Genomic DNA, 13,320 nt, shown 5'->3' with positions numbered 1-13,320 from the left:
TGCCGTGACATAAATTCTCTAAGTATCAGGAGGTTAAGATGCTGACTTCCGCAGTCGTCGGACTAGGTGAGCCGTCCGGTGAGCCCGAAACTGCACCCGCGGTACAGCGATCTCCTGCGCCCAGGCGTGCCAAGGGCGAGGCGACCCGCCAGCGACTGCTCGAGATCGCGCAGGCTTCGGTCCTTGCCAAAGGGTTTGCGGCGACGTCGATTGACGAAGTGATCGCAGAGGCCGGCATAACCAAGAGCGGCTTCTTCTATCACTTCCGGGACAAGAACGAACTGGCGCGCGCAATGCTGCAGCGCTACGTCGAAGAGAACGACGAAATATTCGACGAGATCTTCGGCCGCGCGCAGGAACTCACGGACGATCCCCTGCAATCATACCTGCTTGGCCTGAAGCTGCTCGCGGAAATGACACGGGATCTGCCCGGAGGCCATCCTGGGTGCCTTGTTGCTTCCATCTGCTACCAGGAGCGACTGTTCGACCATCAGGTCCACGCCCTCAACGCATCCTCCGTCCGCAGGTGGAACGCGCGGTTTCACGGCTATCTGACAGAGATTGCGGCTGTCTACCCGCCGCGGGAAGAGGTGTCCCTTGAGGACCTTGCCGAGACGCTGACCTGCATCTTCGATGGCGCCATCATCATGTCGAAGGCGTTGAAGGACCCGGGCCAGCTCGAGAGGCAGGTTCTGTCCTACAGGACCTTCATCAAGATCCTGTTCGGCCGCTGAACCTGCCTTCACTGATGCTAGTGGTTGTGCCTCGGCGGCGTTTTCGCGATCTGCCGGAAGTCGGCCGCGCCCTCCAGGACGGCGCCGTCCGAAAGCTGTGTTACAGACTTTCGATAGATGCGTTGCCAGGGAGTGGCGTCTGCGGGCACGGCCGGGATGCCTTCGGCCTTGCGTCGCTCGATCTCCTCGGGCGCCACCAGCATGTCGCAGCGTCCCTGATTGAGGTCGATGCGGATGATGTCGCCGGTGCGCAGCCAGGCGAGCCCGCCACCTGCCGCGCTTTCCGGCGAGGCATTGAGGATGGAGGGGCTGTCTGCCGTGCCCGACTGGCGACCATCACCGATTGTCGGAAGGCTCATGATGCCCTGTTTTAGGATATAATCCGGCGGCTGCATGTTGACGACTTCGGCCGAACCGGGCCAACCCAGAGGGCCGGCACCGCGGATCACTAGGATCGTGTTCACGTCGATGCCGAGCGACGGATCGTTGATGCGATGGTGATAGTGTTCTGAACCGTCGAAGACGACCGCTTTGCCCTCGAACACACCCTCACGGCCGGGCTCCTGCAGGTAGCGCTCGCGGAAGCCTTCGGAGATGACGCTGGTCTTCATGATGGCGAAATCGAAGAGATTGCCTTTCAGCACCAAGAAGCCGGCCTTGTCCTTCAGGGGCGTGATCGAACGGGTAGATGACCTCGCGATCCGTGGCTTCCCTGCCTTCCAGATTCTCCGCAACCGTCTTGCCGGTGACCGTCCGGCAGCTCCCGTCAAGCTTTCCGGCCTGCAGCAGTTCCCACATGATGGCCGGTGTGCCGCCAGCGCGGTGATAGCGTTCCCCGAGATACTTGCCCGCTGGCTGGACATTGGCGAGCAGCGGAATGTCGAACCCGTGAACCTGCCAGTCGTCCGGGAAAAATTCGACACCTGCATGCTTGGCCATCGCGGCAAGATGCGGTTGTGCGTTGGTCGAACCGCCGATTGCGGAATTGACACGGACCGCATTGAGGAAGGCTTCGCGGGTCAGGATGTCGGATGGCTTCACGTCCTCCCAGACCAGTTCCACCGCCCGGCGCCCGGTGCGGTAAGCCATTTGTCCACGCTCCCGATAGGCCGCGGGAATGGCGCCGCATCCCGTGAGCGACATGCCGAGCGCCTCTGCCAACGCGTTCATGGTCGAGGCCGTTCCCATGGTATTGCAGTGGCCGACTGATGGGGCGGAATCGAGCGCTGCCTGAAGGAATTCGTCACGGTCTATCTCGCCGGCTGCGAACTTCCGGCGCATGCGCCAGATGACAGTGCCTGAGCCGACGAGATCGCCCTCGTGCCAGCCGTCGAGCATCGGTCCGCCGGAGAGCACGATGGCCGGAATGTCGACGGTAGAGGCGGCCATGATCGCCGAAGGCGTGGTCTTGTCGCAGCCGGTGGTCAGTACGACGCCGTCGAGCGGGTAGCCATACAGAACCTCGACCAAGCTCAGATACGCGAGGTTACGGTCAAGTGCCGCGGTCGGGCGCTTGCAGTTCTCGAAGATCGGATGCGTGGGGAACTCGATCGGAATGCCACCCGCATCCCGGATGCCGTCCCGCACGCGCTTGACCAGTTCGACATGGACCCGGTTGCAGGGAGTGAGATCGCTGCCGCTCTGGGCAATGCCGATTACCGGCTTGCCGGAACGCAGTTCCTCCGGCGTGACGCCGTAGTTCATGAAGCGCTCGAGGTAGAGTGCCGTCAGGTCGATATGGTCGGGGTTGTCGAACCAGTCCTGCGAGCGGAGGCGGCGCTTCGGGGTCGTGTTGTCGCTCATGGCTATGCCTGATCTTTCCGGTTGAGCTCTTCGAGATGAAGGAGGAGGCCGCTATGGTCCTTTTCGGCGCCGCCTTCGGCCACGAAATCGGCGAACTCCTGGCGGACCTGACGGGTCAGCGGCAGGGTCAGCGACAGGCTTTCGGCCATGGCCATGACCGCGTCGAGATCCTTGAGCTGGTTGGCGGACGCGCCGCCGGGAACGAAGTTCCGCTCGACCATTCGCTGTCCGTGCAACTCAAGAATACGGCTCTCGGCAAAGCCGCCGCGGATCGCATCTCGGAATGCGGCACGCGAAGCGCCGCCGGCTTCGGCCAAGATCATTGCCTCCGCGACCGCGCCGATGGTCACGGCGACGATCTGCTGGTTGGCAAGCTTGCAGATCTGGCCTGCGCCGCTCGGGCCGACATGCGTGACGCGGCCGAGTGCGGCGAAGACGTCGCTCAATGCCGCGACATCGGCGGCATCACCGCCGGCCATGATGGCAAGGGTGCCAGCGGCAGCGCCAGCGGTGCCGCCGGAAACCGGTGCATCGAGACTGCGGATGCCCCGGTCGGCCAGCCGGCCGGCGTTTTCCTTCGCGATCGGCGGGGCAATGGAACTGCAGTCCACGAAGATCGCGTCCTTCGACATCACGTCGGCCACGCCTTTGTCGAACAGGATCTCGCTGACTGCCGCCCCGTTGGTCAACATCGTGAAGACAACGTCCGCCCCCGCCGCGGCTTCGGACGGTGAATGCACCTGCCGCGCGCCATCCGCGACAAGGGGAGCGGCCTTCGCGCCATCACGATTCCAGACGGTGACGGGGAAGCCTGCGTTCAGGAGACAGCGCACCATGGGTGCGCCCATCAAGCCTGTGCCCAGGAAGGCAATCTTCTTCCTGACCGTCATGGCAGCTTGCCTCCCAGTTCATCCTCGATGTGGACCCGAATGATCTCGTCGAAGGAGGTCTCGGCGGTAAAGCCCAGTTCCCTCGCCCGTTTCGCCTCGAAGCCGGGAGCCCAGCCGGCGACCATCTTCATGATCATCTCGTCGGGTTCGCGGCGGATCAGCGCGATTGCCTTGTCGCCGGCAACGCGGCGCAATGCTTCGATCTGTTCGCCGACGGTCGCGCTGAGACCGGGCATGGAAAGATTGCGGCGCGGACCGACCTTGTCGAGATCCATGGTTGCGCCATGGATCAGGAAGCCGACGGCGGAGCGCGGCGAGGTATGCCAATGGCGAACGTCTTCGGAGACAGGAAGCACTGCCTCCTGCCCGACAAGCGGTTCGCGCAGGATGTTGGAGAAGAAGCCAGAAGCTGCCTTGTTCGGCTTGCCCGGCCGGATGCAGATCGTTGGCAGGCGAATGCCAATGCCATCGAAGAAGCCGCGGCGGCTGTAATCGGACAGCAGCAGTTCGCAGATCGCCTTCTGGGTGCCGTAGCTCGTCAGCGGGGTGAGGTGGAACTCGTCCGGGATCGGGAAGGGCAATGGGGCGCCGACGACGGCGATGGAGGAGGTAAAGACGACGCGGGGTTTATAGCCATCCGTGTTATGGGCCAGGCGAATTGCATCGAAGAGGTAACGGGTGCCGTCGAGGTTGATGCGATAGCCCTTGTCGAAGTCGAGTTCGGCCTCGCCGGACACGATGGCGGCGAGGTGGAAGATGACATCGGGGCGACCGGCAACGAGTTTTTCGGCTTCGCCCGGTGCCGAAAGGTCGCTTTCGCGCGCGTCCACGATGCCCGAAAACCCGGCTGGCGGTTCCGGCTTCACCACGTCGACGAGCGTCAACTTGTCGACCGTCTTGCCGCCGAGCGTCTTGTCCGCAACGAGCCGCTGCGCGAGCTTGCGGCCAACCATACCGGCGGCCCCGATGATGAGAATGTGCATGGGGTGCTTTCCCTCCTGGCGAAGTGTCACTGCCTGAGGGGCCTCAGGTGCGACTAATATCCTGCTTGTAAGGTTGTCTGATAACTTTATATGGTCGCATTGAAAACTGTTATTTATAAGCCGCAAGATACCGCTCTCAAATTGATTGGTGTCGGCGGCGAGCAGGGGCACGAGGCAGATGATACACGATACCACCGCTTCCATGGCCGAATGGCGGGTAAAGCTGCGCAGCACGCTAGGCGACGACATCGTCCTCAGCGAGAGCGATGAGATGCTTCCCTACTGCCGGGATTGGCACGGTGACGTGACCAGCAACGCGGTGGCGGTTCTAAGGCCGCGCTCGACGGAGCAGGTGGCGCAGGCAGTAAAGTTGTGCAGCGAACTTGGCCTATCGATCGTGCCCCAGGGGGGCAATACCGGCCTTGTCCTCGGCGCCGTCCCGGATGCGGATGCCAACCAGGTGGTGCTGAGCCTTGAGCGGATGAACAGAATCCGGCAGATCGATGCGGACGATTTTTCGGCCGTGGTCGAGGCTGGCTGCATCCTCTCCGAGCTCAAGGACGCGATCGCGGAAAAAGGAATGTTCTTTCCGCTTGCACTCGGCGCCCAGGGCACGTGCCGGATCGGCGGGAATGTCTCCACCAACGCGGGGGGCATCAACGTCCTGCGCTACGGCATGACGCGTGAATTGATCTTTGGCCTCGAAGTGGTACTGCCGGACGGTAGCATCTTTGACGGGCTGTCGACGCTGCGAAAGGACAATCGCGGCATCGACCTAAAACAATTGTTTATCGGAGCCGAGGGAACACTCGGCATCATCACGGCCGTCTCCGTAAAGCTGACGCCCTATCCGGACCAGGTGGCGACGGCGCTTCTCGGGCTTGCCTCGCTCGATGACGCCATCAAATTGTTCCGCCGGGCGCGCCGCGACTGCTGCGACCTGATGTCCGCCTTCGAGTTCATGCCGCCGCTGGCCTTCACACTGGCGAAGGAGGCGATGCCGGACCTGCCGATCCCGATCGCCGCCGACTATCCCGCCTATGTTTTGATGGAGATATCCGGCTCCGGTCTCGTTGATATCGACGACCTCATAGGCCGCTTCCTCGAGGCAGTCATGGAGGAGGGTATCGTGCTCGACGGGACCATTGCAGCGTCGCAGACGCAGGCTCGCAACCTTTGGCTCATTCGCGAGGGCATGAATGAAGGTCAGGCGAAGCGCGGCATGCATCTTCGGACCGATGTGTCCGTCAAGCTGTCGCAGCTGGCGGATTTCGTCGCTGAGGCGGAGAGGGCGGTCGCGGAAGCCGTGCCGGGATCGACCTGCGTCTCCTATGGCCATGTTGGCGACGGCAATGTTCACCTCAACGTCCTTCCGGCGGCCGAGGCGACGCTGGAGCAGAGGATCGAGCAGATCTACAAGGCGAAGGGCGCGATCAACGCTGTACTCGACCGTTATCAGGGGAGTATCAGCGCCGAGCACGGTATCGGCCGCTTGAAGCGGGCCGATTTCGAGGCGCGCCTGTCGCCGGTGCGGCGCCAGTTGCTGACCGCGCTGAAGAAGGCAATCGATCCGGACATGATGATGAACCCCGGCTGCCAATTGAAATTTTCCACGAACTCGTAGAACTAGGGGTGATGCCAGGGGAGGGCGGACGTGGCTGTTGCCGATTTCAACCAGATCAGACGCAGTGAGCATCTGCCGGCGCGGATCGCCGGCCAGATCGGCCGGGAGATCCTGGAGGGGCGGATAGCACCCGGTGAGAAGCTTCCGACCGAGCATCTACTGGCCAAGACCTTCGGGGTCAGCCGATCGGTGGTCCGGGAGGCGATCGCCCAGCTGCGGAACGAAGGTCTCGTCGAGACGAGGCAGGGTGTCGGAGCCTTCGCTACCGAATTTGGTCAGCGGCAATCGCTGAGGATCGAGCAGGGCGACCTGACCGATCGCGAAGCGTTCAAGAACCTTTACCAGTTGCGCATGCCGCTGGAGATCGAGGCCGCGGGACTTGCAGCGCTCCATCACACGGCGGATGATCTTGCACGGCTGGACGAGACCCTCGAGCAGATGACCGGTGCAGAAAAGTGGACCGAGCAGGGAATCGTCGCCGATCTGGCTTTCCATCGGGTCGTCGCCACTGCGACCCAGAACGAGTATTTCCCCCTCTTCATCGGCTTCATCGCCGAACGAATAAGTCTCGCAATCAAGGCGGCTCGTGCGAAGGCCGTTCTGGAGGAGATCGTTGAGGTGACCATTGCCGAGCACGTGGCGATCCGCGATGCCATTGTCAGCCGTGACCCCGCCAGGGCGCGCGATGCCATGCGCCAGCACCTGATCAAGGCTGCGGGGCGCTTGGACCTTACCTTGGAGACCTGCTGATCTTTCTCTGCCGACATTTACCGAGTTTTTCCCACAAGGGGGCTGGTGACTGGACAGGGCGGAAAAGTCATACTAGAAACGCCGACGCTTGTCAGACATCCTGACAATCAGGGAGATTTGGCATCTCCCGCCAAGGAGGAAATTTGGTGAAGTCCGAGACGATGTTGCGCGCACAGTCTATCCTGCCGCAAGATGCAGATGATGCTCTGCTGGTTGGCCGGGTTTGGTCGAAGGCTGCCAATGGCCCCTGCCCCGTTCTCTACAGGTCGGGCAGCATTTTCGATCTTTCGCCATTGGCGCCGACGCTCTCGGGACTGCTTGAGCATGAAGACCTGGTGGCCCGTCTTCGAACCGCCACAGACCTCAACGCGCTCGGAACGCTGGACCAGTTCCTGGACGGCTCTGCCGGCGATCTTCTTGCCCCGGCCGACCTGCAGGCGGTCAAGGCCGCTGGCGTGACCTTTGCCGACAGTATGCTTGAACGCGTGATCGAAGAGCAGGCCAAGGGCGATCCGCTCCGGGCACAGGAGATCCGCGGCCGGCTGGCGCCGGTGCTGGGCGACAACCTGAAAGGGGTCGTCGCCGGCTCGGAGAAGGCTGCCGAAGTCAAGAAGCTCCTCCAGGAGCTTGGCCTGTGGTCGCAGTACCTGGAAGTCGGCATCGGACCGGATGCGGAGATCTTCACCAAGGCGCAGCCCATGTCCTCCGTCGGCTGTGGCGCGACCATTGGCATTCACCCGAAATCGGACTGGAACAATCCCGAGCCGGAGGTGGTCCTGGCAGTTACCTCCGCCGGCAGGATCGTCGGCGCAACACTCGGCAACGACGTGAACCTGCGCGACTTCGAGGGGCGATCTGCCCTCCTGCTCAGCAAGGCCAAGGATAACAACGCCTCCTGCGCAATCGGACCGTTCATTCGACTGTTCGACGATCATTTCACCCTGGAGGATGTCAAGCAGGCAGAAGTGTCGCTCGACGTCCAGGGCAGCGATGGCTTCAGGATGACCGGACTGAGTCCGATGGCCGCGATCAGCCGCTCTCCGGAAGACCTCGTGGGTCAGTTGCTCAACGACAACCATCAGTACCCGGATGGCGTCGTCTTCTTCCTCGGGACCATGTTCGCGCCGGTCAAGGATCGACGCGGCGCAGGTCTGGGATTCACCCATGAGATTGGCGATCGTGTAGAAATCTCGACGCCGCGGCTCGGTCGACTTATAAACTGGGTGGAAACCAGCGACCGCTGCCCGAAGTGGAGCTTCGGCCTTGGAGCCTTTATGAAGAACCTAGCCCAGCGTGGGCTCTTGTAATCAACGGGAGGGACACGATGCAAAGGGCGGTCGATCTTTTCTATAAGTTTCTAGAATTCCTGCTGATCCTGCTGCTTTCCGGCATGGCCATCATGGTCTTCCTGAACGTCGTGCTACGCTACGGGTTCAATTCCGGAGTGAATGTCTCCGACGAACTGTCGCGATACTTCTTCGTGTGGGTGACATTCATTGGCGCCGTCGTTACCTTTCGCGAGAATTCGCATGTGGGCGTAGAGACGCTGGTGATGATGTTCGGACGTCGTGGACGCATCATCTGCATGATCCTCTCCAACATCGTCATCATCGCCGTGTCGGCGATCTTCTTCTGGGGTACGTGGAAGCAGGCACCGATCAACGCCAGCATGGTGGCTCCCGTCACCAAGCTGCCGATGATCTGGGTCTATGGCATCGGCTTCTTCACCGGCGCCGGCGTTGTCATCATCGCCCTGGAGCGCCTGTTCCGCCTGCTCACCGGCAGGATAACGGAAGAGGAAATTGCCGCCTTCGCCGGAGAGCACATGTCACTCGAGCAGCTTTCGGAGCGCACATAAATGACTCTGGTCGTCTTTATCGTATCGCTCCTCGGCGCCATGGCGATCGGCGTCCCGGTCGCCTTTTCGCTGATGTTCTGCGGCGTCATGCTCATGTGGTACATGGGCATGTTTAACACGCAGATCATTGCCCAGAACATGATCGCGGGTGCCGACACTTTCACGCTGCTTGCAATCCCCTTCTTCATTCTCGCCGGCGAACTCATGAACGCCGGAGGTCTGTCGCGGCGCATCATCGACTTTGCGATTGCCTGCGTCGGCCACATTCGCGGGGGACTCGGCATCGTTGCCATCATGGCCGCTGTTATCATGGCCAGCATTTCTGGCTCAGCTGCCGCCGATACCGCCGCACTCGCCGCTATCCTCATTCCTATGATGGCCAAGGCCGGCTACAACGTGCCGCGTTCGGCCGGCCTGATCGCTGCAGGCGGCGTGATTGCGCCTGTCATTCCGCCATCTATGGCCTTCATCGTCTTCGGCGTTGCGGCCAACGTGTCGATTACGCAGTTGTTCATGGCCGGCATTGTTCCCGGCCTGCTGATGGGGATTGCACTCGTCCTCACCTGGCTCATCGTGGTCCGCAAGGACAAGGTCGAGACGCTGCCGCGGACTGATGCAAAGGAACGTCTGCGTGCCACAGGGCGCGCTCTGTGGGCGCTTGGCATGCCAGTCATCATCCTTGGCGGGATCAAGATGGGGGTGGTCACTCCGACCGAAGCGGCCGTGGTCGCCGCGGCCTATGCGCTCTTCGTGGGGATGGTGATCTATCGCGAGTTGAAGCCGCGCGAATTGCCGGCGGTCATCCTGCAGGCCGCAAAGACGACTGCAGTGATCATGTTCCTCGTCTGCGCAGCGCTTGTCTCTTCCTGGCTGATAACCGCGGCGAACATCCCGGCCGAGATCACGGGCTTCATCTCTCCGCTGATCGATCGCCCGATGCTGCTTATGTTCGTGATCATGCTGGTGGTCCTCGTCGTCGGAACGGCACTCGATCTGACGCCGACGATCCTGATCCTGACGCCAGTGCTGATGCCGATCATCAAGCAAGCCGGGATCGATCCGGTCTATTTCGGCGTGCTGTTCATCATGAACACCTGCATTGGGCTGCTGACACCGCCGGTCGGCGTCGTGCTGAACGTCGTCAGTGGTGTTGGTCGCGTGCCTCTCGGAAAGGTGACCGTAGGCGTCTGGCCGTTCCTGGTCACGCAGGTCCTGGTACTACTCCTTCTGGTCCTGTTCCCAGACATTGTCCTCGTGCCCGCACGATGGCTCTACTGATCCGCAACCCCTCAACAACTTATCCAAGGGAGGATATATTATGAGGAAACTGCTTCTTGCCACGACTGCAATCGCGTTCGGCCTTTCGGCCGCAGCGCCGGCCTTCGCGGAGTTCAACGACCGCAACATCCGCGTTTCGAACGGCATCAATGAAGACCATCCGGTCGGCAACGGCATCAAGGCCATGCAGGCCTGCCTCGACGACAAGTCGGGTGGCAAGCTCAAGCTGACTGCATTCTGGGGCGGCGCGCTCGGCGGCGACCTTCAGGCAACGCAGGCCCTGCGTTCGGGCGTCCAGGAAGCCGTCGTCACCTCGTCGTCCCCGCTGGTCGGCATCATTCCGGCGCTCGGCGTGTTCGACCTGCCGTTCCTGTTTGCGAATGCCGAGGAGGCCTATGAGGTTCTCGACGGTGAATTCGGCGACATGATGAACGAGAAGCTGGAAGAAGCCGGCCTGATCAATCTTGCTTACTGGGAAAATGGCTTCCGCAACCTCTCCAACTCGGTACGTCCCGTCACCAAGTGGGAAGACTTCGAAGGGATGAAGGTTCGCGTCATGCAGAACGACATCTTCCTCGACACCTTCCAGAACCTTGGTGCCAACGCTACCCCGATGGCCTTCGGGGAGGTGTTCTCGGCACTGGAGACCAATGCGATCGACGCACAGGAAAACCCGTACGTCACCATCGACACTTCGAAGTTCTACGAAGTGCAGAAGTACGTAACCGAGACAAACCACGCCTACACCCCCTTCCTGTTCCTCTTCTCCAAGGCAATCTTCGATACGTACACTCCGGAAGAGCAGGCAGCTCTGCGCGAGTGCGCGATCGTTGGCCGTGACGAAGAGCGTAGGGTTATCCAGGACCTCAACAAGAAGTCGCTGGAAAAGATCAAGGAAGCCGGTCTCGAAGTTAACGTTCTCTCTGAGGAAGAGCAGGCTCGTATCCGCGAGAAGTCCATGGTCGTTTACGAGAAGCACAAGGCAACCATCGGTGCGGATGTCGTCGACGGCATCCTCGCCAAGCTGGAAGAGATCCGCAAGTAACGGATCTAGCTTGCGTGGCTGCGATTTACAGCCGCCCATCAGGAGAGGCTCGGAACATTGTTCCGGGCCTTTTCTGTGTTTCCAGGCCGCACAGGTGGCGCACCTAACTTCCCTCCACCGCTTCAGATGAACGACAGGCATGAAAAAAGCCGCCCCGAAGGGCGGCTTCTCTACGTCCTACGTGAAAATCGCGATGTTTACGGCACCTCCATCGGACGGTCCTGTTTCTTCTTCAACATCTGCTCCCGGATGAAGATGAACAGGCCCGAAGCAATGATCAGCGCAGCGCCGACCATTATCGTCAGGCGGGGAACGTCACCGAAGAACATCCACCCGAAGATCACTGCGTAGAGCAGCAGCGTATACTGCAGCGGAGCGACCGTCGCGGCATCGGACATCTTGAGCGCCCGATTGACGAGCATGTGTGCGGACATTGCCACGACGCCAAGCAGCCCGAGCAACAGAAGGTCAGTCTGGGACTGGATGGGCGACCAGTCGAAAGGCGCGAAGATGAGGCCAGCCACGCCGGCGGCGCCGGTTTGGAACAGAACCAGCGTCGTATCCGGTGTGCCGCGCAGGAAGCGGCCGGAGATCATCATGAAGGCGAATGCTGCACTGCCGATGATGGAGATGATGGCAGGCAAGGTGAACATGGCGCTCGAGGGCTCAAGCGCAATGATGACCCCGACAAATCCGATAGCAATCGCCGTCCAGCGCCGCCAGCCGACGCGTTCGCCCAACAGGAGCGGAGAAAGTGCGGCAACGTAGATCGGAGCCGCGAGCCAGAACGTCATCACATCGGCCAGCGGCAGGTACATGACGGCATAGTAGAAGCAGAAGACCTCGCCCGTGGAGAAGAGAACGCGGGCAAGCTGCATGCCCTTTCGCTCCGCGTTCACGATGGGTGCGAGGCCGGCCTTCCACAACAGCGGCGACAGAATGATGAGGGCTGCCACGCTACGGATCAGGATGACCTGCCCCAGTCCATAGGAGGACACGAGCCATTTTCCCATGGCATCGTTCAGGGCAAACAACAGCATTCCCAGCAACATGACCAGCGGTCCGGCTGCAGATGAGACCCCGAACCCGGCCGTAGCCGAAGCGATCTTGGTCATGATTCCTCCCGAAAAAAGCGTGGCGTCAGATGGTGGAAGCGTCGGAGAATCGACGGCTGACGGTGAAGGTCTTCTCTAGCTCCGGATGCAGTTCCATGCCAAGGCCAGGACCAGGCGGAACGGTGATCATGCCGTTCTTGACTTCCGGCAGTGCGGTCACGAGATCCCGATACCAAGTCTTGTAGAAGGCGCGTACGCTTTCCTGGACAAGGGCATTCGGGGCATTCAGCGATAGATGGGTCGAAGCACATAGAACCACCGGGCCGGTGCAGTCATGCGGGGCGACCGGCAGGTGCCAGGCTTCTGCCATGGACGCAATTTTGCGCGCTTCCGAGAGGCCGCCACACCAGGATATGTCGAGCATGACAATGCCCGCGGCTCCCGTTTCCAGGTAATCGCGGAAGCCCCAGCGGGTCGCCAGCGTCTCGGATGCCGAAATCGGCGCCGGCGAGATTTCGGCATAGCGCTTCAGGCTCGACAGGCTGTCCATCTTGATTGGGTCTTCATGCCAGAAGGTCTGGTATGGCTCGAGCGCCTTGGCGATCTGCATCGCCGGCAGGAGCTGCCACATGGAGTGAAACTCCACCATGATGTCGATCTTATCGCCGACAGCCTTGCGGATCTTTTCGAAAGGCTCGAGGGCGAGCTTCAGGTCCGGCATCGAGATATACTGGCCGCGCGTCTTTTCTGCGGCTGCATCGAAGGGCCAGATCTTCATCGCGGTTATGCCGTCCGCGAGCAGCGATTCCGCCAACTCGTCGGCGCGGTGCAGGAAGCCGTTCAGGTCGTCGTAGGCGGTGCCTCCGGTGAGGCCGTAGTTTGCGGTCGTCTGGCCTGTATTCTTCTTGATGTATTCAGTGCCGGCGCAGGTGTTGTAGGTGCGGATCTCTTTGCGGCTGAAGCCACCGAGCAGCTGGGCGATCGGCTGGTTCGTCACCTTGCCGAAGATATCCCAAAGTGCGATGTCAAAGGCAGAATTCCCTCGGACCTCTGCGCCGGACGACCGGAAGCCGAGATAGCCCACCAATTCGTTCGCCAGGAGATCGATCTGCAGCGGGTCGCGGCCGATGACGCGTGGCGCGACGTATTCGTGCATATAGCTTTCCACCGTCTCCGCGCCGAAGAATGTCTCCCCGAGCCCGGTGATGCCTTCGTCGGTGTGGACGAGGACCCAGAGGAGATTGCTGCGCTCGGCGATGCGCACGGTTTCGAGCCGGGTGATCTTCATAATGATTTCCTG

General features: G+C 61.2%; 11 protein-coding genes and 1 pseudogene. 7 read left to right on the top strand and 5 right to left on the bottom strand.

Annotation, left to right across the window (positions count from 1 at the left end; genetic code table 11):
- Positions 1-38 precede the first annotated feature (38 nt).
- Positions 39-734 carry a TetR/AcrR family transcriptional regulator gene (locus tag NT26_RS17725; RefSeq protein ID WP_082077758.1) on the top strand — a complete coding sequence of 232 codons (696 nt, stop codon included), beginning with the start codon at positions 39-41 and terminating at the stop codon, positions 732-734.
- 17 nt (positions 735-751) lie between these two features.
- Here NT26_RS17725 and NT26_RS17720 read toward each other — a convergent pair.
- The 3 genes and pseudogenes from NT26_RS17720 to denD form a co-directional block, all read right to left on the bottom strand.
- Positions 752-2,537: pseudogene (locus tag NT26_RS17720) on the bottom strand (IlvD/Edd family dehydratase).
- 2 nt (positions 2,538-2,539) lie between these two features.
- On the bottom strand, positions 2,540-3,427 hold the full coding sequence (locus NT26_RS17715) for an NAD(P)-dependent oxidoreductase (protein ID WP_052640672.1): 888 nt from the start codon (positions 3,425-3,427) through the stop codon (positions 2,540-2,542).
- The gene (gene denD, locus NT26_RS17710; RefSeq protein ID WP_052640671.1) at positions 3,424-4,410 is read right to left on the bottom strand and encodes a D-erythronate dehydrogenase; all 987 of its coding nucleotides are present in this window, start codon (positions 4,408-4,410) and stop codon (positions 3,424-3,426) included. The genes NT26_RS17715 and denD overlap by 4 nt, the downstream gene beginning before the upstream one ends.
- 178 nt (positions 4,411-4,588) lie before the next feature.
- Between denD and NT26_RS17705 the strand changes: the two genes are divergently transcribed.
- The 6 genes from NT26_RS17705 to NT26_RS17680 all read left to right on the top strand — a co-directional run bounded on the left by NT26_RS17705 (position 4,589) and on the right by NT26_RS17680 (position 10,965).
- A complete protein-coding gene (locus NT26_RS17705) occupies positions 4,589-6,034 on the top strand; it encodes an FAD-binding oxidoreductase (RefSeq protein WP_052640670.1) in 1,446 nt (481 codons plus the stop codon).
- A 30-nt stretch (positions 6,035-6,064) separates the two neighbouring features.
- A complete protein-coding gene (locus NT26_RS17700) occupies positions 6,065-6,784 on the top strand; it encodes a FadR/GntR family transcriptional regulator (protein ID WP_052640669.1) in 720 nt (239 codons plus the stop codon).
- 161 nt (positions 6,785-6,945) lie between these two features.
- On the top strand, positions 6,946-8,091 hold the full coding sequence (locus NT26_RS17695) for a fumarylacetoacetate hydrolase family protein (RefSeq protein ID WP_052642332.1): 1,146 nt from the start codon (positions 6,946-6,948) through the stop codon (positions 8,089-8,091).
- A 17-nt stretch (positions 8,092-8,108) separates the two neighbouring features.
- Positions 8,109-8,642: a TRAP transporter small permease gene (locus NT26_RS17690; RefSeq protein ID WP_052640668.1), complete on the top strand. Its 534-nt coding sequence runs from the start codon at positions 8,109-8,111 to the stop codon at positions 8,640-8,642.
- Complete coding sequence (locus tag NT26_RS17685; RefSeq protein WP_052640667.1) at positions 8,643-9,920, top strand: TRAP transporter large permease; 1,278 nt, start codon at positions 8,643-8,645, stop codon at positions 9,918-9,920.
- A 40-nt stretch (positions 9,921-9,960) separates the two neighbouring features.
- The gene (locus NT26_RS17680) at positions 9,961-10,965 is read left to right on the top strand and encodes a TRAP transporter substrate-binding protein (protein WP_052640666.1); all 1,005 of its coding nucleotides are present in this window, start codon (positions 9,961-9,963) and stop codon (positions 10,963-10,965) included.
- A gap of 197 nt (positions 10,966-11,162) precedes the next feature.
- Here NT26_RS17680 and NT26_RS17675 read toward each other — a convergent pair whose 3' ends face one another.
- Positions 11,163-12,080 (bottom strand): DMT family transporter, encoded by a 918-nt coding sequence (locus NT26_RS17675; protein WP_052640665.1) that lies wholly within the window; start codon positions 12,078-12,080, stop codon positions 11,163-11,165.
- A 25-nt stretch (positions 12,081-12,105) separates the two neighbouring features.
- Positions 12,106-13,308: a mandelate racemase/muconate lactonizing enzyme family protein gene (locus tag NT26_RS17670; protein ID WP_052640664.1), complete on the bottom strand. Its 1,203-nt coding sequence runs from the start codon at positions 13,306-13,308 to the stop codon at positions 12,106-12,108.
- Positions 13,309-13,320 lie beyond the last annotated feature (12 nt).

Source organism: Pseudorhizobium banfieldiae, assembly GCF_000967425.1.
In the GTDB taxonomy this organism is placed as follows: domain Bacteria; phylum Pseudomonadota; class Alphaproteobacteria; order Rhizobiales; family Rhizobiaceae; genus Neorhizobium; species Neorhizobium banfieldiae.
The sequence above is the reverse complement of the archived record's forward strand: the minus strand, read 5'-3'. Positions and strand labels throughout refer to the sequence as shown.